Annotated in this window: 12 protein-coding genes and 1 tRNA gene; 9 read left to right on the top strand and 4 right to left on the bottom strand. The window is 35.5% G+C overall.

All coding sequences use genetic code 11. The features are described from left to right. The first annotated feature begins 5 nt into the window (after positions 1-5). The 7 genes from IPJ80_02215 to IPJ80_02185 all read left to right on the top strand — a co-directional run bounded on the left by IPJ80_02215 (position 6) and on the right by IPJ80_02185 (position 14,097). Entirely contained in the window at positions 6-3,095 is a 3,090-nt protein-coding gene (locus tag IPJ80_02215) for a T9SS type A sorting domain-containing protein (protein ID MBK7912294.1), read from the top strand. A 34-nt stretch (positions 3,096-3,129) separates the two neighbouring features. Next, on the top strand, positions 3,130-6,909 hold the full coding sequence (locus IPJ80_02210; protein MBK7912293.1) for a T9SS type A sorting domain-containing protein: 3,780 nt from the start codon (positions 3,130-3,132) through the stop codon (positions 6,907-6,909). Positions 6,910-7,441: 532 nt separating this feature from the next. After that, a complete protein-coding gene (locus IPJ80_02205; protein MBK7912292.1) occupies positions 7,442-11,524 on the top strand; it encodes a T9SS type A sorting domain-containing protein in 4,083 nt (1,360 codons plus the stop codon). 121 nt (positions 11,525-11,645) lie between these two features. Further along, positions 11,646-12,056 carry a Holliday junction resolvase RuvX gene (ruvX, locus tag IPJ80_02200; protein ID MBK7912291.1) on the top strand — a complete coding sequence of 137 codons (411 nt, stop codon included), beginning with the start codon at positions 11,646-11,648 and terminating at the stop codon, positions 12,054-12,056. Between the two features lie 6 nt (positions 12,057-12,062). Next, positions 12,063-12,611, top strand: a complete 549-nt coding sequence (def, locus tag IPJ80_02195; GenBank protein MBK7912290.1) for a peptide deformylase — start codon at positions 12,063-12,065, stop codon at positions 12,609-12,611. Between the two features lie 53 nt (positions 12,612-12,664). After that, the gene (locus tag IPJ80_02190; GenBank protein MBK7912289.1) at positions 12,665-13,939 is read left to right on the top strand and encodes a T9SS type A sorting domain-containing protein; all 1,275 of its coding nucleotides are present in this window, start codon (positions 12,665-12,667) and stop codon (positions 13,937-13,939) included. Positions 13,940-14,009: 70 nt separating this feature from the next. Next, positions 14,010-14,097 (top strand) — tRNA-Ser (locus IPJ80_02185). Positions 14,098-14,465: 368 nt separating this feature from the next. Here the strand turns inward: IPJ80_02185 and IPJ80_02180 are convergent. Then, positions 14,466-15,263: a TatD family hydrolase gene (locus IPJ80_02180; GenBank protein ID MBK7912288.1), complete on the bottom strand. Its 798-nt coding sequence runs from the start codon at positions 15,261-15,263 to the stop codon at positions 14,466-14,468. 9 nt (positions 15,264-15,272) lie between these two features. Here IPJ80_02180 and IPJ80_02175 point away from each other — a divergent pair, with 9 nt between their 5' ends. Then, positions 15,273-15,899, top strand: a complete 627-nt coding sequence (locus IPJ80_02175; protein ID MBK7912287.1) for a ribonuclease H family protein — start codon at positions 15,273-15,275, stop codon at positions 15,897-15,899. Between the two features lie 2 nt (positions 15,900-15,901). Here the strand turns inward: IPJ80_02175 and IPJ80_02170 are convergent, their stop codons facing one another. After that, positions 15,902-16,651, bottom strand: a complete 750-nt coding sequence (locus IPJ80_02170; GenBank protein ID MBK7912286.1) for a polyprenol monophosphomannose synthase — start codon at positions 16,649-16,651, stop codon at positions 15,902-15,904. A 31-nt stretch (positions 16,652-16,682) separates the two neighbouring features. Beyond that, the gene (locus tag IPJ80_02165) at positions 16,683-19,070 is read right to left on the bottom strand and encodes a transketolase (GenBank protein MBK7912285.1); all 2,388 of its coding nucleotides are present in this window, start codon (positions 19,068-19,070) and stop codon (positions 16,683-16,685) included. Positions 19,071-19,398: 328 nt separating this feature from the next. Here IPJ80_02165 and IPJ80_02160 point away from each other — a divergent pair, with 328 nt between their 5' ends. Next, complete coding sequence (locus IPJ80_02160) at positions 19,399-19,863, top strand: DUF1573 domain-containing protein (GenBank protein MBK7912284.1); 465 nt, start codon at positions 19,399-19,401, stop codon at positions 19,861-19,863. A gap of 70 nt (positions 19,864-19,933) precedes the next feature. On the opposite strand, the gene icd is transcribed toward IPJ80_02160, so the two are convergent. Beyond that, positions 19,934-21,157 carry an NADP-dependent isocitrate dehydrogenase gene (gene icd, locus IPJ80_02155; GenBank protein MBK7912283.1) on the bottom strand — a complete coding sequence of 408 codons (1,224 nt, stop codon included), beginning with the start codon at positions 21,155-21,157 and terminating at the stop codon, positions 19,934-19,936. Positions 21,158-21,187 lie beyond the last annotated feature (30 nt).

The raw sequence follows: 21,187 nt of genomic DNA, 5'->3' as shown, positions 1-21,187 counted from the left end.
AGTATATGTGCACCGTAAACTCTTTAGCAGCCTATTGGCTTTGTTTTTTTAGTAATTCATCCTGTCGGACTGTCCTGATTGCCTGCTTAATTTGTTGGGGTCTGGACAGTTCGAGTGCACGTGCAGAAAACGCGCCGAGTTTGAATTTTCAATTGGTGGCTCCGCCGGATATTACCATTCAAATAAAGAGGCCTCAAGCATGTGATACCCTGTTTAATATGCCTGCGGCAAGTGTGAATTATTCAGGTGCTTGTCCAACCGCGATTACATATACAACTTCCAATGTTTTTACTGCTTTAAATACTAATGGAGGAATCCTGTTTTTTGCTACGGGTGTTTACAAAGTGGTATATACGGTTACTGATCATTGTGGAATGTCAGGCAGAGATTCTACTTATGTAACCGTTTACGATGCCTCAGTACCGAATTTAGTTTGCAACCCACAACAAACAATTAATTTACCAAGTCCAGGCTTTGCAGATATACCTGCAACAGTTTTTGATGCAGGTTCTACTGATAATTGTGGTCATGTGTATTTCAAAATTAAACGGATGTTTAATCCATCCGGTTACTCATGTTCAAATCCAGGGAATCCGGCAAATCATTTTGATGATAAGATTCGTTTTTGCTGTCAGGATGTTGATTCATCTAGTATCCGGGTAATTTTAAGAGTTTATGATGTCTATCCAGGTGATGGTCCTGTTTCAGATTCTTTGCATCGCGGACATTATGTAGACTGTATGATAGAGGCAATTGTACTTGATAAAATTGCCCCCGATATTACCTGTCCTTATAATGTAACTGTAAGTTGTGGTGCAGATTTGGACAGCGTGTTGCTCACAATGGGTGCTTTTATAAGTGATAATTGCGCCTTGTTATCTATTGATACAATTATTGACAATCAATTGGATGCATGCGGTTCTGGTGAAATAAGAAGAACATTTATTGCTACAGATATTCACAGGCAACAAAGTTCATGTACCCAAATAATTACCGTATTAAAAACAAAAACATTTAATGGCTTAGATCCAAATCAACTCAAATGGCCAGAACATAAAATTGTATTTGCATGTCGCATAGATTCAGATACCATCAATGCGGGAATACCAATTATAAACGAAGATGCATGTGCCAACGTCCAAACATCCAAGAAAGATGAAAAATACAATTTTGACAGAGGGGGTGTTTGTGCAAAAATTTTAAGGTATTGGTATGTTATTGACTGGTGTCAATACAATCCAAATCTTAAACCGAATCCTAACATTGCGGCGAATGGATATTATTCTTACATACAGGAGATTAAAATAATGGATACCGTTGCTCCTGTATTGACAGGACTCGTGGATACACTTGTTTTTATTCAGACTCCTGCTTGTCAACCAGGACAAGTAATCTTACCAAATATTATTGCATCTGATTGCGGATCAACCTCCAATTTGACCTTACATTATACCATTGATTTTAATGGAGACGGACAAATTGATGTTCAACAAAATGGGAATAATGCCAGTGGCATGTACCCATTAGGCAGGCATTTGATTTGTTTTTATGCGAATGATTCATGTCATAATACAGGTATCTTAAAGACCGTCATCGAGGTTCGAGATGGAAAAGCGCCAACAGCAACTGCGATTTTCGGACTATCCAGTAGTTTGATTCAAATGGCAGCCGGCCCTATGGTATCAATTACCGCAAGAAGTTTTAATTTAAAAAGCACAGATAATTGTACTTCTGATTCTGATTTGCGATTTTCATTTTCACAGGACATAAATGATACACTGCGCATTTTTACCTGTGACAGTATTGGTAAACGCGATATCCATTTATATGTATGGGATTTAGAAGGAAATGTAAATAATGTAACAACATTTATAGTGATTGATGATGTTAATAATTTGTGCCCAACCAGTCTTCAAAACGTAAGCATTTCAGGTTTGGTACAAACTAAAACTAATCAACTTGTTAAATCTGCATCAGCTAATTTAATTGTTGATAGCAAGGCATACGGAGTTGCAGCAGATAAAAACGGGTACTATTCCTTTAGCAATATTCCAGCAAATAAAATTTTCAAATTAGGAATGGTTTCTAGTCAAGCAGATCCTTCCGGCATTTCAACAGCTGATATTATTAAAATCCAAAGGCATATTTTAGGAATTGAATTACTTGAAGAAGTTGAAGATTTACTCGCAGCTGATGTAGATTTGAGTAAATCAATATCAACAAAAGATGTAGCATACATCCGTAATTTAATTTTAGGAAGAGTCACTGAATTTCCTTCGCACAAAACCTATCATTTTATAAATAAAGACTACAAATTTATAAACCCAAATGATCCATTTGAAGAATTGGATGCCAGTTTAGAGATTCAGGAAATTGCCAGCAATGATATGCAGCATTTGGATTTTATTGCCATTAAATTGGGAGATGTTAATCAAAGTTATCAAAGCTCCAATTTAAATCCAAAGTATCCTTCATCCACTGGATTTAATGTAGTTACAACACCAGGCTATATAGAAATTTATCCTTTGTGGAAGGAATTAATTTATGGATTTCAATTTGAGTTAAATGTAAAAAATATTTGTGCTGACTTTGCGACGAAATTGGAGTCTAGCCTTCAGGATTTTAATGAATCCAATTATCAAATTTCAGGAAATACGGTAAAAGTTTCATATGCATCCGTTAATCCGTTGTCGCCTGAATTTATTATACGTATTCCAATAAATAACGAACAACAACACTGTCAGGCAAATTTAAAGTTGAACGAATTTTTCTTAAATGAAGTATATGGATTAAATACCACCATACACATTGACAATCTATACTATAATTTGATTGAAGATAAAGCAGAAGTAGCATTATATCCCAATCCAATCACGGATAGATTGTTTGTAAACTTGAAGCATTTTGAAAACTCAGAAGTATTAATAGAACTTTTTGATGTAACAGGAAATCGTGTTGAAAGCAGAAAATTTAATATCCAGGATATTTTTGAAACAATTGAGTTTAACGATAAAAACATTTTAAATAAAGGAGTATACCTGGTAAAAATTTCAAATAAATCATTCTCTAATTACTATAAAATAGTTGCTGAATAATAGTTGTTTTTCGTCAATTGATAAATTGCAAATTATGAAAACTACATTTTTAATAAATCCCATCCCAAAATTTTTGAAAAGTGTACAACGTATTAAGACACTATTCATTTATTCCGGTTTATTACTCTGTTTAGACTTGAAGGCCATTCCAGAAGATTGGCCTTCAACAGACAGATTAGAAAAACCATTATCAGTGCAATCTGTCGATGCCCAAGCCATAACTTGCATAGGGAATTTGCAAATATCTTTGGACTCACTTGGCAAAGCTTTATTGACCCCTCAAATGTTGCTAGTGGGTTATTATCCATCCTATAATGGATTTAAAGTTATAATTAATCAAACGAATAGTAATCTTGTTACATGCAATGACATAGGTAAAAAGCTATCAGCAACGGTCATTGACACAACCAATGGGATGATGTGTTGGACGCAAATACAGGTTGAGGATAAATTAAAACCGGTAATTACATGTATTGCTGATACCATTTCATGTGCAAATGACCCATTTACATTTGATTATTCACCATTCGTACAAATTACAGATAACTGCGATCAGGATGTTGATCGATACTACGATCTTACACTGAGTTTATTTGATTGTTCAAATACACGTTATTCGGCAGTAGTTCATTTAAAATGGACGGCAATTGATAATTATGGAAATACAAATGTATGTATACAGGATATTTATTTTAAGAAAGCATCCGTAGACAGTGTAAGTTTTCCGGTTAATGATACGGTGTATTGTCCTAATCCTGATTTAAGTGCAACCGGTGTACCATTAATGTTTGGTGATACCGTTAGTCATTTATGTAATTTATTGGTAACACATGTAGATGATTCAATAATAGTTTGTGGTGGAATGATGAAAATCAGAAGACTTTGGTCAGTGATGGATTGGTGTACGCAAGCCATTCGTTCGCAAACTCAGGAAATACTTGTATCAGATACCACCAGACCTGATGTGATATGCCCAAAAGATACGATCTTATTTTCAGGGTATGCAAGTTGTAAAGTAAATTACACCATTCCTGTTTTTAATGCCAGTGATGCATGCAGTCCTTCCAATTTGTTGATACTTGTTGTTCGATTAGATAGCAGTATTTTATTGAGACCCGGTCAAAGCATTTTACTTGATTCTGGTAAGCACAGTTTAAATTATATAGCAATTGATCCATGTGGCAATTCGGATACATGTACTTCATATATCTGGGTAAAAGACCGGATTACACCATCATTGGTGTGCCCACCTGCATTGGTTGTGTCATTAGACCCTCGAGGGCAGGTAATATTGTCTGCAGAACATGTTGCTTCAAGAGGCTTGGTTACAGACAATTGTTGTATTGATACCGTATTAATTAGAAGAATGACTGCTTCATGCGGTTACCCACAAGATACCTTGTATAGTGATGAAGTCCATTTTTGTTGTGAAGACATTCGGGATACGATTATGTTGGTTTTGAAAGCAACAGATTGTAGTGGAAATATGAATTTCTGTATGATTCAAATTTATGTCCAGGATAAAAATCCGGTCGCACCCCCGAGTTGTCCAAATGATATCACGATATCTTGTTCAGTAGATTATACTGATTTGGGTGAAACAGGTGCCTATTATGTAGTTACTTCTTGTTTGGATTCTATAACAAGCACTTTTAGGGATAGTCTTGCAATAGATAGTTGTAAGAACGGAGAAGTCTATCGTAAATTTTATTTGACCTATCCAGATGGTAGTTCCGATAGCAGTTGTACTCAGATTATTAGTATATTAAATAATTACCGGTTTAGTTCTTCTGATATTATTTGGCCAAGAGATACAATAGTTCCAGAATGTGTAAGTCATAACCCAAATGCACTTGGTAATCCAATAGATCCACTGGATACCTGCAATAGCGTTTATTTTAGTTATACTGACCTTCAACTTCAGTTTACTGCAGACAGTTGTGAAATTACAGACCGGGTTTGGTCTGCTTATTCAGCGTGTACGCAAGAAACGGTCAAGGATACGCAGCGGATTATTTCTGTTAGTTTAAAAAGATCCAGGTTAAGTGTGGCAAGAGATACGACCGTTGCAAACGGACCGGATTCTTGTTATAAATATGTAAATCTTGTAGCAGCAAGTTTAAGTGGATGTACTCGTTTTGCAACGATTACTAATTCATTCAATAACGGAGGCGCCAATGCCAGCGGAATTTATCCTGTTGGAACTACGCATGTCATTTTTACAGCTAAAGATTCATGTGGAAGTATTAAAGATACCACTACAATCATTGTATTGGATCTTGAGAACCCACGCATAAGTTGCAAGGTATTGTTTTTAGATATGAATTCCAATGATACCATCCAATTGACAGCCAGAGGTTTGCTTAATAGTTATGTAGACAATTGTACTGCTCCGAGTCAGTTAAAAATTTCCTTTAATGCCTCAAATCCTAATGATACCATTAAATACATTACTTGTGCAGATCTTCAAACCATTCCGGATACGTTTGATTTTGCTGTATTTGTAAAAGACTCGTCAGGAAATGTTGGAAGTTGTACGGCAAAGGTGCATGTCCGGGATCCAAACTTCTATTGTACAACTACAGTCAGAATAGGATCCGTAAGTGGGCTCATCAAGTCGCATACCAAAGGAGCCATGAAAGAGGTTGAAGTATTCTTGGAAGGTTGTAACAAGCAAGTAGCAACTGATGATTTAGGAAATTATTTATTTTATAATATTATCACCAATCAAGAGTATATCATTAAGCCACAATCAGACAGAAATTGGCCGGAAGATTTAAGCACCCTTGACATAGTAAAAATTCAAAGGCATATATTGGGCATTGAAGAATTTACTTCGCCCTTGGAATGGATCGCAGCAGATGTAGATCACAATAGCAGAATTACGACAGCTGATATAAGTTGGTTGCGTAAAATTATATTAGGTAAAGTCAATGCGGTACCTGGTAATAAATCCTGGAGATTTATTCGCGATAATTATACATTTAAGGATCCTGAATACCCACTTGAAGAATTGATTGACGAGAATATCTCATTGAAGGGAAGATGGCAGGATACCGTTGTGAATTTTAAAGCTATTAAAGTTGGAGATGTCAGTGGTATTAATTCCTATCAATTACTCGAATCCAGATTGCGAAATACTGATTTAATTATTGACAACAAAACGTATCAGGAAGGGGAGTTAATCCAACTGGATATTCGATTAAAGAAAGAAATGGAAGTTGAAGGCATACAAATTGCTTTAAATTTAGATGCAAGCTCCTTAGAGCTTTATAGAATTGATGAATTTTTAAGTGCAGAAACCGGGAGGGCATTGCATCAGGATGAGTATGTGTATGATGGTAAGAATCTACGCTTTGTTGTGATTCACTCCGATTCAAAGCCAGCAACCAAAGCGAATAAACTAATCCGTCTGGTATTTAAGGCACAAAAAAAGAATACTGTTTCAAATAGTATACAATTAAATATTCAGGAAAGAAATGAAATTTATCCCAGTTCAGATGTGCCATTAAAAGTCAATTTGAATTATGGAGATGTATTCGATAGCAATGAGCCTTTGACAGATTGGCAAATTGATCCAAATCCATTTAAGGATAGAATTTGGATAGGCTTTAATTCAAAAGCAGCGCAGACCGGAACATTTAGCTTATATGATCTGACCGGAAAGTTAGTACTTGAAAGAAAGCTGGCAATTCAAAAAGGCTCGAATGGATTTATATTAGAATCTAAAGAATTACCTCAAATTGGGACATATATTTATTCCATAAGAGATAATCAAAACAGCTACAACGGAAAGATTATCTATGTAGAATAGCCAAGGAGCATCAAAACTAGGATATAAATCAGAAAAATGGGGTTCCCATTCCAAAAACGCATACCCCACTGCCAGGAAACGCATAAGTAAATATTATTAATCATAAAATATTGATTAATAATAATATATACATAATATATATTAATAATATTAAATATCACCATATTTGGGTATATAAAATCTATATCTATCAAATACCTTTGCCATTGTATTACAACAAATAGCTATTTGTAATTGCTTGAAAAAAAATAATTAACAAATAGTTGTAAGTTTGAATATAATTTCTACCTTTGTTGTGGAAATTGTCTTTCCAACCCCAGAAATAATAAAGATCCTCTCTTTAAAGCATACGTTTTAGCGCGTATTTTTTTCTCAACCCAACAATGATTCTAGACCTTCTATTCTGTATTTAGGTTTATTCTATTTTAATAAACTTTTCATACAGGTTCTCTGAAGGATTTTTTCACCTGTGCGCATTGCATGGGGACTAACTACGTATTACTTATTTTTTAACAATTAAATAGAGGATCTCATGGAGAAAACGAATATTACGTTTGACTTCCGCAGATTAAAAAGTTTTCAAATATTTTCTATCTGCCTTTTGTGGCTGGTTTCGACGCTTCATACCAGTTCGCTAAACGCCCAATGTTCACTTGCTTGTAATGGTTTAATTCAGGTTTCACTGGATCAAAATTGTCAGGCAACAATTACACCGGCAATGATGCTGAATGATACATTTACAAGTTGTAGAAATGGTCAATTCAGTGTTCGTGTATTAAAGTATGACAAGTTAATTCCAGGTTCGCCTGTTGTTACTGGTTTATACATTGGTGAAACATTGAAAGTTGAAGTAACGGATAATATATCCGGTAATCGTTGTTGGGGTTACGCCAAAATTGAAGATAAGCTACCGCCAGTAGTTGAATGCACCTTGGATACCATTCCTTGTTTTGTCGCATCAGCTTACATACCGTATGCTTATGATAATTGTGCATTTGATAAAATCGTCTTAGTGGATGAAATTATCACTCCAATTACTTGTAATGAAAATGTTATTAAGGAAGTAATCAGGAAGTATGTTGCTTATGATAAAAGCGGCAACAAATCAGCAGTATGTGCTGATACAACCTATTTAAGAAGGTTTGATACTGCAAAAGTAAATTGTCCAAAAAACTGGACGCTTGCTAACAATTGTCCGATTTCTTGTAAAGATATTTATTATAACAGAATCCCACTCGATAAGAATGGCCATCCCGACCCGAGCTATACAGGAGTTCCAACATACACAGATACCGTAACAAAAAATCCGGTGACTACTCAGACTATTGATCTGTGGCCGGTGCGTGATATCTATTGCAATATTGCTGTTACGTATGAAGACATCGATCTAGGAATAATAGGTTGTGTGCATAAATACATGCGTATGTGGACCATTCGAGAATGGTGGTGCAATACCGAACGCGTTCGGATTTGTATTCAGATTCTTGAAATTGTCGATCGGGAAGCACCTTATGTGCATGCACCGTATGATTTTGATGCTACTACTGATGGTGGATATAAATGTCAATCTACAGTAGTCATCCCTCCGGCTGTTGTATTTGATAGTTGCGGTGGACCGGTACGTGTAGACGTTGTGTATCCAGGAGGAATTCTCTCCAATAAAAATGGTGGAGTAGTTGTACTTCCTGTTGGTGATAATGTGATTGAATACCGCGTCTATGATCAGTGCTACAATTCAAGTTCTGATGTAATGACCGTTCATGTTTTAGATAAAACGGCTCCTGTTGCAGTATGTGATAAAGAAACAGTTGTGTCTTTATCTATTTACGGAACAACGCATGTTTATGCTAAAACATTTGATGATGGTTCATATGATGATTGCCATATCGATTCCTTCCTTGTTAGGAGAATGGATAATGGGGCACCTTGTGGACAGAATGTTTGGTGGTTTAGACCTTATGTAGAGTTCTGTTGTGAAGATGTTGGTAAATCAATCACGGTTGTATTCCGTGCAAAAGATAAACATGGTAATTACAATGATTGTATGGTCCAGGTTGAAGTACAGGATAAAATTAAACCTACCTGTTATGCTCCAATCGATTTGACAGTAGCATGTGATTTCCATTTCGATATCAAGGATCTGTCAATTTTTGGATTGATCCAAACAGACTCAGCTTATTTTAATAATAAGCGTTCAATCACATTTAAAGAATATAATGGTTTAAGTAAAACGATCAACTTCCACGATGGTTTTGCGCACGATAATTGTGATTTTACAATCGAACATTCAGCTGTAGACAACAGAACCCAATGCAACGTAGGAACAATCGTACGTACATGGGTAGTTAAAGATAAAAACGGATCAGATACCTGTCGTCAGGTGATTACATTCTTCAATTACTCACCATATGATTTTAAAGACATTTGGTGGCCAGCAGATACTACATTATATATGTGCTTGGATTTGGCTGCATTAACTCCAGAAGTACTTAATAGTAAGCCTATTTTGCACAACGAAGACAAATGTGATTTGGTTGGTTTAAGTTCTGAAGATCATGTATTCAGAATTGTACAAGGTGCTGACGCTTGTTATAAAATTATCCGTAAATGGAAAGCGCTGGATTGGTGTCAAGGATACTATGATCAAACTGGATTCCACTATCCATTTGCAGTCCACGAACAAATTATCAAAATACATAATTTAGATGATCCATTAGTTAATGTAATTCCGACCACAGATACGACCGTATGTACTTTGGATTCATGTACCAATGGCTATATCAGCTTGCTTGGATTTGGTTCCGATTTATGTACACCAGGAAACGAACTTGCATGGGAATATTTAATCGACTATTATAACAATGGCACATTTGATGTTGTGCGCAGTGGTGTAGGAGATGAAATTGATGCCAGTGGACGCTATCCATTAGGTAAACACAAAATCAAATATGTATTTGAAGATCGTTGTGGAAATAAAACTGCAGTTGAAAAATTATTTACAATAATAAATTGTAAAGCACCAACACCATATTGTATTAATGGAGTATCCATCGATTTAATGCCGGTTGATACCAATAGAGACGGTAAGATCGATTGGGGTATGATTGAAGTTTGGGCAAGTGATGTCGATTTAGGAAGTTACGGTGCTTGTAAAAATCCGATTGTACTCAGTTTTTCAAGTGATACCAATATTCGTTCACGGGTTTTTGATTGCAGACATTTAGGTCAACAAACGGTTGAACTTTGGGTTACAGATAGACTTACAGGAAATCAGGCATTCTGTCGCACATTTATTGAAATTCAAGACAATAATAAAGCTTGTGGCAGAACATTTACCGGAGGAACTATTAATGGTTTGATTTCTAACAATACTGATAATAATTCAATGAATGATGTTGAAGTATTGTTGGTTGATAATGCGACACCTTCTAAGCAAATTATGTCAAACATTCGTACAATAGCTGATGGTAAATTTGCTTTTGCCAACATGCCGTTTACTAATGGTAACTACAGCGTTGCACCTGGTAAGAATAATGATCCTTTGAATGGAGTTACAACTTCTGATATTGTAAAGATTCAAAGACACATTCTTGGAATAGAAACATTAACAAGTCCGTACAAAATCATTGCAGCAGACGTTAATAACGATAAGAAAATTACAACTAAGGATATTACAGATCTTAGAAGATTAATCCTGGGTGTAACGGATCGATTTGCAAACAATGAAAGCTGGGCTTTTATAGATGCTAAATATAACTTTATTAACTCGGATGAGAATGTATTAGGTGAAACTTACCCAAGAACCTATACAATCAGTCCATTCAATAAAGATGTAAATGGAATTGACTTTAAAGGAGTTAAAATTGGAGATGTTTCAGGAAATGCATCCGCAGGTCTAAACGCTGGAATTTCTTCTCGTACCGGATCTAATGAGATTTTATTTATTGCAGATGATCGTGAATTTGCTAAATCTCAGGCAGTTGATATTCCGGTATTTATTGAGAAGAAAGCCAATTTGGTTGGATATCAGTTTACACTGAAATACGATCCAAGCAGATTAGAATTCGAAGGAGTTGAAGCAGGTTTGTCTAACATTAATCTGGATAATTTAGGTCTCTCCAGATCAAATGATGGATATATCAGCTTTAGCTGGAACTCAAATAAGAATATCGAATTCAATGAAAGTGAAGCAATCTTCACGCTCAAATTCAGCGCTCTTTCACAAGGTCAGGTTTCAAACGTACTACAATTAAATTCAATAATAACTTCTGCACTCGCATTTTCAACTGAGGCGGAAGATATGGATATCAGTTTAGGTTTTAGAAATTCCAAAGGAGTTATCGAAAGTAATTCCGGACTTATTCTGTATCAAAATCAACCCAATCCATTCTCAGATTTCACAACTATTGGCTTCGAGTTGTCTCAAGCAGCTCCTGCAACACTTACGATTTATGATCTTAATAGTAAGGTCTTATTTAAATCGGATCTAAAAGCAGTAAAAGGATACAATAGTATAGAAATCGCAAATGCGCAATTAGGAGTAACCGGTGTGTTATTCTATCAAATTGATGCAGCCGGTTTTACGGCAACCAAGAGAATGATTGTTATCAAGTAAGGCTAAATTCGTTTTGTTCTAAAGAGTTTACTGTTTTTGGGATGGGACCCCTCTTCGCAAACGTTGCGAAGGGGGTCTTTTTTTTTATTAAACAATTTAAGCTTAATTTTGCTTTATAGCTATGGGCAGAATTGTTGGCATTGATTATGGACTTAAGCGAACGGGATTATCTGTTACCGATCCGCTGTGCATCATTGTCAATGGATTGGATACGGTACCCACTGTAAGTTTGTTGGATTATCTGCAGAACTATTTTAAAAACAATGAAGTAGAAAAACTCGTTTTGGGGTATCCGGCAACAAATTCAAATCAAGTGAATCAAATGGGTGAGCTTGTTATTAAATTTAAGAAAACTTTGGAAGATAGTTTTCCAACAATGCAGGTAATATTATTTGATGAACGAAAAACTTCAATCCAGGCAATGGAAATTATGTTTAAGTCTGGAATGCGAAAATCACAGCGAAGAGACAAATCAACAATAGACAAACTGAGTGCAGTTTTAATTTTGCAAAAATATTTAGGACATATTTAATAGAAAATGGTACTTCCAATTTATTTATACGGAAAACCTGTTCTAAAACTCAAAGGACAGGACATTCGAAGTGATTATGAAGGGCTTCAAAAACTAATAGCAGATATGTGGGAAACCATGTATTTTGCAAAAGGTGTTGGATTGGCTGCTCCACAAATCGGTTTAGCGATTCGATTGTTTGTGGTAGATTCTACAGCATATTATGAAAAGGAAGATGCCCTAAAAGGAATCAAGAAAGTTTTTATAAATGCACAGATTCTCGAAGAAACTGGGAAAATCTGGGGATTTGAGGAAGGTTGTTTAAGTATTCCTAAATTGAATGCTGAAGTTAACAGACCTTCTAATTTAAAAATCAGGTATTTTGATGAACACTTCCAGGAACATACAGAAGTGTATGATGATATGAATGCTCGGATTATTCAACACGAGTATGACCACATTGAAGGTATTTTGTTTATCGATAAAATCAGTCCGATTCGGCGAAAAATACTTCAAAAGAAATTAGACAAAATCCGTAATGGATTGGTTTCAACCTCATATCCCGTGAAAGCCTGATTGGATTCGTATTTTAGAATTCAGCGGTTTATCTTTGTGGAAATTGTACACTTATGAAATGTAAATTATTATTAATATTAGGTATAAATTTAATTTATAATTTATTAGCTACTAGCCAATTAAAAGAAATATTAGTATTAAATGAGGGCTCTTATGATTATACTTCCGGAAAAATATTGGTTCCAGTAACCGTTGGAGTATTTGATTTGAATTCAAACAGTTACCAACAATTAAATATTATTGAAAATGCTCGCTTTGCCTCAGATATTATTTTAGATCAATCGAATTACTGGGTAGCAGCAGATCAACGGATTTTGAAATTTGACTTATTGAATCGTCAGTTACTGGCTTCAATGGATTTGGAAGGGGTTAGAAAACTTGCAATCCATAAGGACCTGTTGATAGTAACCAGAGGCGAGTATCTTAATAAATTGGATGCATATGTTCAAATATATAATAAGAACTCATTCAAATTATTATTTGAAATACCTGCAACTGATTTGCCCTACACAACGGAGTCCATAGTTATAAAGGATGACAATGCATACATTGCGGTAAACAACGGATTTGATTTTGGAAATGAAGTTGGCAAAATTATTAAAGTGAATTTGAATTTATTGAAAGTTGAGTCCATTGTTGATTTAGGTTTGGAAGGGAAGAATCCTGAAAATCTAATGTTAAAGGATAATTTGTTATTGAGCCTAAATAACAAAAGTTTCAATGGAAGTTCAGTTAGCTTGATTGATTTGGAAAATTCCGGAGTAGAGACTTATAATTTAAGTAATGTGAATTCATTATGCGGGACGTCTGTTTTAACTGGTGAGTCAATTTTATATCAGGAAATTAATAAAACAGATGTCGGTAAGTTTAATATTGCATTTAAGCAATCAGGTTTTTATAAAGACCTCGGTCGTAGTTTTTATGGAATGAATTATGATCCAATAACAAAATTATTATGTGCAGGTGAAACAGATTTTAAAACATCTGGAAAAGTACATGTATATGATGAGCAATTTGATGAGAAATACCTTTTTGAAGCTGGAGTAACTCCGGGTTATTTTGCATTTGTTGATGCTTCATTGGTGGCTAGCAAGCAAGTTCATCCTTTAGAATTTGAAGTGAGTCCAAATCCGGTTGTAAATAAAATTCGGGTAATTTGTCAGGAAACCGTAATAGAAACCCAAATATTGGACTTATATGGAAAGACCTTATTGAAGAGTCAACAAAAATCACTTGATTTGGAGTCTTTGCAAGCTGGTGTATATATTTTAAATGTTAAAGCCCGGGATCAGATCGGATACAAACGATTTGTTAAACGATCCAATTAAAAGGGTACACTCAAATTGGTTGCAAAGAATAGGATGCCGTTATAGAAATTAGTTATAATTTTGCGGTTCTGGAAGGTTGCAAGAGCGGTTTAATTGGCACGCCTGGAAAGTGTGTGTACTCCAAAAGGGTACCCAGGGTTCGAATCCCTGACCTTCCGCAAAAAAAAGGGCTTTAAGAATGATTACATTTAATATTTGTAATCTGATTTATAGTTAAGCGAAAGTTCTGAAGTAGTCGCAGCCCAAAAATTGAGTTTTCTCAGTTTGAAGATTACCTTCAAGAAAATAGTAATTTATCTTATTTACAGCAACTTGGAAATCTTCAAGAAGATTGAAAATCAATTTGTTTAGATCTTAATTATTCTTGAATTTAATAATGTTCGTTTTGAAGATATTATTGTTATAATCTATATTTGAATATTAAAATTCTAGATCTATAATTTATCAACAATATGCATTAATATGAATTTCAAAATCCTAAATTGTTATTACATTTATTTAGCAACATAACGTTGGGATATTTTAATTAGAGATTTTCGTAGGTAGTTGCATAGTTCTCAAAATGGAAAAGGCCTTCTGCGTTTTCAGTTGTTTTAATTGCAATAGTTTCCAGAGAAAGATCAAGTATTTCAGAAATTTTTTCTGCTATGATTGGTATGTAAGAAGATTCATTTCGTTTTCCTCTAAAAGGTACGGGAGTTAAGAAAGGGGAATCGGTTTCTAAAACAAGATGTTCTAATCCAATTTCAGCAATAATATTTTTTAAGTCAGAATTTTTATAGGTTACAACTCCTCCAATGCCTAAAAGAAAACCAAAATTAATAATTTGTTTTGCTTGAGTTAGGTCACCTGTAAAACAATGAAACACTCCCCTTAAACTACCATCCTGATGTTTTGATACCAATTCGATGTTTTGAGGAATACTTTCTCTTGAATGAATTATTATAGGAAGTTGTAATGTTTTGGCCCACTCAAGTTGTCTGCTAAAAGATTTGGTTTGATTCTCCCAAAAACTCAAATCCCAATAGGCATCGGTTCCAGTTTCTCCAATGGCAATAAATTGCGTATTGCTAAATTCCAGTTCCATGGAATCAAGAATTGTCATGTAATTTTCTTTTACATCACAAGGATGCAATCCAATGGTAGGATAGCAAATTCCAGGAAATTCTTTAGCAAGATTTAGTTGATCCTGATAACTGATAAAATCAATATTAGGTAATACAATTTTGGTTACTTTTGATTCTAAAGCCCGTTGAATGATCTGTGTTCGATCTTCTGTAAATTCCTTCAAATATAAATGTGCATGTGTATCTATAAATTCCATCAGCATTAAATGGTAAAATCTAAAAAATATTATGTTGTATGGCATGGGAATCAACCGGGAATCTATGATTCATGGGCTGATTGTCTTGCTCAGGTTAAAAATTTTCCAAATGCAAAATACAAAGCTTTTTCAAGTAAATCACAAGCAGAGGAGGCTTATTTAGGAGCATATGAAGAACGACCCCAACTTCGGAAATCCAAAGTAAGTCAGGGCAACTGGCAAAATGAAATAAAGCCAGGGAGTGTTGTAGTGGATGCTGCTTGCAGTGGGAATCCCGGTGATTTAGAATATCAAGGTGTCAATCCATTTAGTGGCGAAAAATTATTTCATGTAGGCCCACTTGCAGAAGGGACCAACAATGTGGGTGAATTTTTGGCGATCGTGCATGCATTGGCTTTATTAAAGAAAGCTCAAAAGGATCAAACAGCTATTTACTCAGATTCTAAAATTGCAATCAACTGGGTAAAACTTAAACATCCAAATACCAAATTGGTCTTTTCGAATAGAAATCAGATATTATACGATTTAATTCAAAGAGCGGTTAAATGGTTAAATGAAAACAAATACAACAATCCCATATTAAAGTGGAATACCGAACAATGGGGGGAGAATCCTGCAGATTTTGGTAGAAAGTGAGCTTATTTTTTGTAATCTGCTGCAGATCTTAAAAATCGCATGGTCAAAACTCCGGACAATGCTTCTTTAATAATATAAATATTCATTTTTGATTTTCCTCGAATTCGGTCTGGAAACTGAATTGGAATTTCTTTCATTTTAAAACCAAGTCTATGTGCAGCGTATTTCATTTCAATTTGAAATGCATATCCAATGAAACGAATATTATCCAGGTTTATTGAATTTAATACATGTCGAGAATAACAAACATAACCTGCGGTTGGATCTTTTATGTTCATACCGGTTATCATGCGTACATAGATAGAAGCTCCTTTGGAAAGGTAAAGTCTGGATTTAGGCCAATTAATCACTCCGCCTCCTTTAACATAACGCGAACCGATACTTAGGTCAGCCGTTTTTGAGGTGCATGCTTTATACAGTTCGATTAATTTATCTGGCGGGTGCGAAAAATCGGCATCCATTTCTGCAATGAATTCATAATCGCGCTCCAATGCCCATTTAAATCCTGCAATGTAGGCTCTTCCTAAACCCGATTTTGTTGTTCGTTCTAGAATGTGAATCCTGTTTGGAAATTGATTTTGAAATTTTATAACTGCAGCAGCAGTTCCATCCGGTGAACCATCATCCACGACCAACACTTCCACGGGAATCTCTAATTGCATAATGGTTTGTAAAATCGATTCAATGTTTTCGATTTCATTATACGTTGGAATTATTACCAATAAACGATTTGTATGATTTGGTTCCTGCACGCAGTCTAATTATCAATTGAGTAATTGGAATTTATTCTGGATAATTTGATGGATCGTATTCATGCATCATTTTTAAAACAGTTTCAATAATATCTTCAACACCTGGTTTGGAAAAATAATCTCCGGCACTTCCATAGGGTGATCGATGATCTCTTCCGGTTATTGTTTGAGGCGGACTGTCCAAAAACTTAAAACCGTTTTGTTGTTCTAATATTTGTTGTAACATGTAAGCACTGGCACCACCTGGCACATCTTCATCGACTATAAGTAATTTATTGGTTTTCTTAAGTGATTCTGATATGGTTGCACTGCGATCAAATGGCAGTAAAGTTTGGATATCGATTAATTCAATTTCAATACCAAATTCTAATAGTCTTTCAACAGCTTTTTGTGCAACTCGAATACAGGATCCATAGGTAACCAGCGTAATATCTTTACCTGTAGTCAGTATTTCAACTTTACCTAAAGGAAGTGTAAATTCATCTAAATTATCAGGAAGCTTTTCTTTTAAGCGGTATCCATTCAAACATTCAATGACTAACCCTGGATCGCCACTTTTTAAAAGCGTGTTATACATTCCTGCTGCTTGTGTCATATTTCTTGGCACACAAATATATATACCGCGAAGTGAATGCAACAACATTCCAATTGGTGAACCGGAGTGCCAAATCCCTTCCAACCGATGGCCTCTGGTCCTTATAATGACAGGTGCTTTTTGTAATCCGCCGGATCGGTATCTGAGGGTTGCCAGGTCATCCATTAAAGGGGAAAGTGCGTACACGATGTAATCCAGATATTGAATTTCTGCTATGGGTTTTAAGCCCCGCATGGCACTGCCTATGGCTTGACCGACAATGGTCCATTCTCGGATACCTGTATCAAAAACCCTGCTAATACCATGTTTTTCCTGTAAACCCATAAAACCTTGGTTCACATCGCCAATCTGTCCAACGTCTTCACCGAAAGCAAGAATGCGGTTATCTGATGCTAAACACGTATCAAAAAATTGATTGAGGATTTGATATCCATTCACTTCTTTTGATTCTGATGAGTAAACTGCTTCAACTTCTGTAACCTGGATTGCTGAATCAGTTGTTTGAGAATACAGGTTTTTATGAAATACAACATCTGCTTCTTTAAATTGCTTATCGATCCATTCTTTCAATTTAATTTTTTGACTTTGATTTATAGCAGTCAGTTGTGTATTTCTTGCAATTTCTACCAATTCATTCCATCCAGGCTCCTTGAGTGAATTTAATTCGTTGGAAGCATGTAATAATTGATTTTCATTACAAATTTCAAGAAGCTCATTTTTTAATGTTAAAATGGGTTGCAAATAATTTTGCCAGGCCTTTTGTCTTTCTTCTTTTACATGTTGTTTAGCCAACTCTTTAATTTCTTCCAATTTGGCTGCATCCAAAATGTTTTTAGACAATAACCAATCGGCCATGATTTTAATGCAATCATTTTCTACTTCCCATTCCATTCGGGATTTCGATTTATAACGCTCATGTGAACCTGAAGTTGAATGCCCTTGAGGTTGGGTCACTTCTTGAATATGAAATAAGGCAGGCATATGATGGGTACGAACATATTCAATCCCATTTTTATAAGTGCTTACCAGCTCAGCGTAATCCCATGCTTTTGCTGTAAAAATTTTTATTCCTTGAGCCGGCCCTTCTGATTCAAAACCAGCAACTGCTTTGGAGATACTTCCTTTCGTTGTTTGTAATTCAATGGGTACCGATATACCGTACCCGTCATCCCATACTGAAACAGCTAAAGGAACTTGTAAAACACCTGCTGCATTAAGCGTTTCCCAAAACACGCCTTCAGAAGTGGATGCATCGCCAATGGTACAAAAAGAAACTTCATTTCCTGATTTGGAAAAATTGGAATTATGAGAAAGTTCTGGATGTTGTCTGTAATATTTGGATGCAAACGCCAGTCCAAATGCACGCGCCATTTGGCCACCAGTACTTGAAATGTCAGATGAAATATTAAATCGTTCGGTATGGTTTAACCAATTACCCTGCGAATCAATTAATTCAGATGAAAAATGGGCATTCATTTGAAGACCTTTGCTAAAGGGATCATTGTAAGGGTCTGCATACAGTTGGGCAAAAAAATCTTTAATGGTACATTGCCCGATAGCCATCATAAAAGTTTGGTCCCGGTAATAGCCTGATCGAAAATCCCCTTTTTGAAATGCCCTAGCCATCGCAACTTGCGGGACTTCTTTGCCATCTCCAAGAATTCCAAATTTTGCCTTACCGGTTAGCACTTCTTTTCTGCCTGCAATCGAACATTCCCTGCTGACCTGACAAATCCAAAAATCTTTAATCAATTCCTGTTTAAAATCAGCATATTTTCCTTTTACGGAATTGAGTAAAGCTTGAATGGGTTCCAGAATCTGCATATCCTTGGTTTCAGCTACAAAAATAATCCAATAAACGAAACAAGCGTTCTGGGGATTTGAGTATGACGCAATGGTCTTTAACTTTTATTGACAATTGAGTCCTATTTAATGTTTGAAACGGCCTCAATATTTTTGGCTGAGTACAGCTTTAACTTCGTTTTAAGGAATGTGAAAATCCAGGATTAATGCTTGATTTACTGTTATTTGAATATATGATAAAATTCGATAATTCATATTTAACACGGACTTAACACACAATTTTGGTATTTTTGTAACTAGATACGGTATGAATATCGTTAAATTTGTAATCAATAAAAAAATTAAATACATGAAAAACATTTTATCTCTTATTGCAATGGTTTTCTGTGTAGGATATCTGTCTGCTCAGACTGCAGCTCCAGCGTCTAATACAACACCAGCAAAAACAGGAGGGCCGCATCTTCAATGGGAGGCAACTGTAATCGATTACGGCGAAATCAAAAAAGGATCTGACCCATTACGTAAGGCTTTATTTACTAACACTGGTACGGAGCCTTTAATCATTAAAAGTGCACGTGGAAGTTGTGGTTGTACCGTTCCAACTTGGCCAAAAGATCCAATTATGCCAGGTGAAAAAGGAGTAATTGAAATCAGATACGACACACAGCGCGTTGGTCCAATCAACAAATCTGTAAGCGTTTCTACAAATGAAAGTGATGAAGAAACCCGAGTTACCATCAAAGGAAATATTTCATCAGATGAAGAACAAACACTTCCTAAAAGTGAAGGAAATGTGTTAACCCCAAAAGGATAATTCATATCCAAACAAAAAAAAAATCCTACCGGATTCCGGTAGGATTTTTTTTTGCACTTTATTGAACACCTTATTTATTCATATTTAAAATGATTTCATCCCCAAATTCACTGCACTTTAATAAACTTGCACCTTCCATTAATCGATGAAAATCATAAGTCACCCGCTTGGTCCGAATTGCTTTTTCTAATCCGTTTATTATAAGCTGAGCAGCTTCATTCCAGCCCATATATTCAAACATCATTACTCCTGACAGGATCACTGAACTAGGATTTACTTTATCTAATCCGGCATATTTAGGGGCAGTTCCATGCGTAGCTTCAAATATGGCATGTCCGGTTGTATAATTAATATTTGCACCTGGAGCAATACCGATTCCACCGACTTGTGCGGCTAAAGCATCTGAAATATAATCTCCATTTAAATTTAAGGTAGCAATTACATCGTATTCTTCAGGACGCAATAAAATTTGTTGAAGAAAAGCATCAGCAATGACATCCTTAATGATAATCCCATTGGGTAATTTCATCCAAGGTCCTCCATCTAATAATTCTGCGCCATATTCAGTTTTTGCCAATTCGTAACCCCAATCCATAAAACTTCCCTCAGTAAATTTCATGATGTTTCCTTTGTGTACAAGGCTAACAGATTTGCGTTTATTATTAATTGCAAATTCAAGGGCAGCGCGTACTAAGCGAAACGTTCCTTCTTTTGAAACTGGTTTGATACCAATACCAGTAGATTGTGGGAAACGGATTTTTTTAAATTTATCAGGAAAATTGGTTTTTAGCCAATCCATAAATTTTATTGAATCTTCTGTTCCTTCCTGAAATTCAATCCCTGCATAAATGTCTTCTGTGTTTTCCCGATAGATGGTCATGTCAACTTTATGAGGCTCTTTAACTGGTGATGGAACTCCTTCAAACCAGCGTACCGGACGAACGCAAGCATATAAATCAAGCTGTTGACGCAAAGCCACATTTAAAGAACGGATGCCACCACCAACGGGTGTTGTCAAAGGTCCTTTTATAGCAACCAGACATTCCTTAATTACATCCAAAGTTTCTTCGGGTAACCAATTTTTCGTTTGATTAAATGCTTTTTCACCGGCTAATACTTCTTTCCAACTGATCTTTCTCGTTCCCTGATATGCTTTGTCAACGGCAGCATCAAATACACGGACAGAGGCAGCCCAAATATCCTGGCCCGTTCCATCTCCTTCAATAAAAGGAATAATTACATGATCCGGTACATTCAACTTTCCATTAGCAATCGTAATTTTTGTTGCGTTCATATTTTTATAATTTAGGCGACAAAAATAGCT

This window comes from Saprospiraceae bacterium, from assembly GCA_016714025.1.
Lineage (GTDB): Bacteria > Bacteroidota > Bacteroidia > Chitinophagales > Saprospiraceae > Vicinibacter.
Note: the sequence above shows the minus strand (reverse complement) of the source record. Positions and strands in the feature narration are given on the sequence as shown.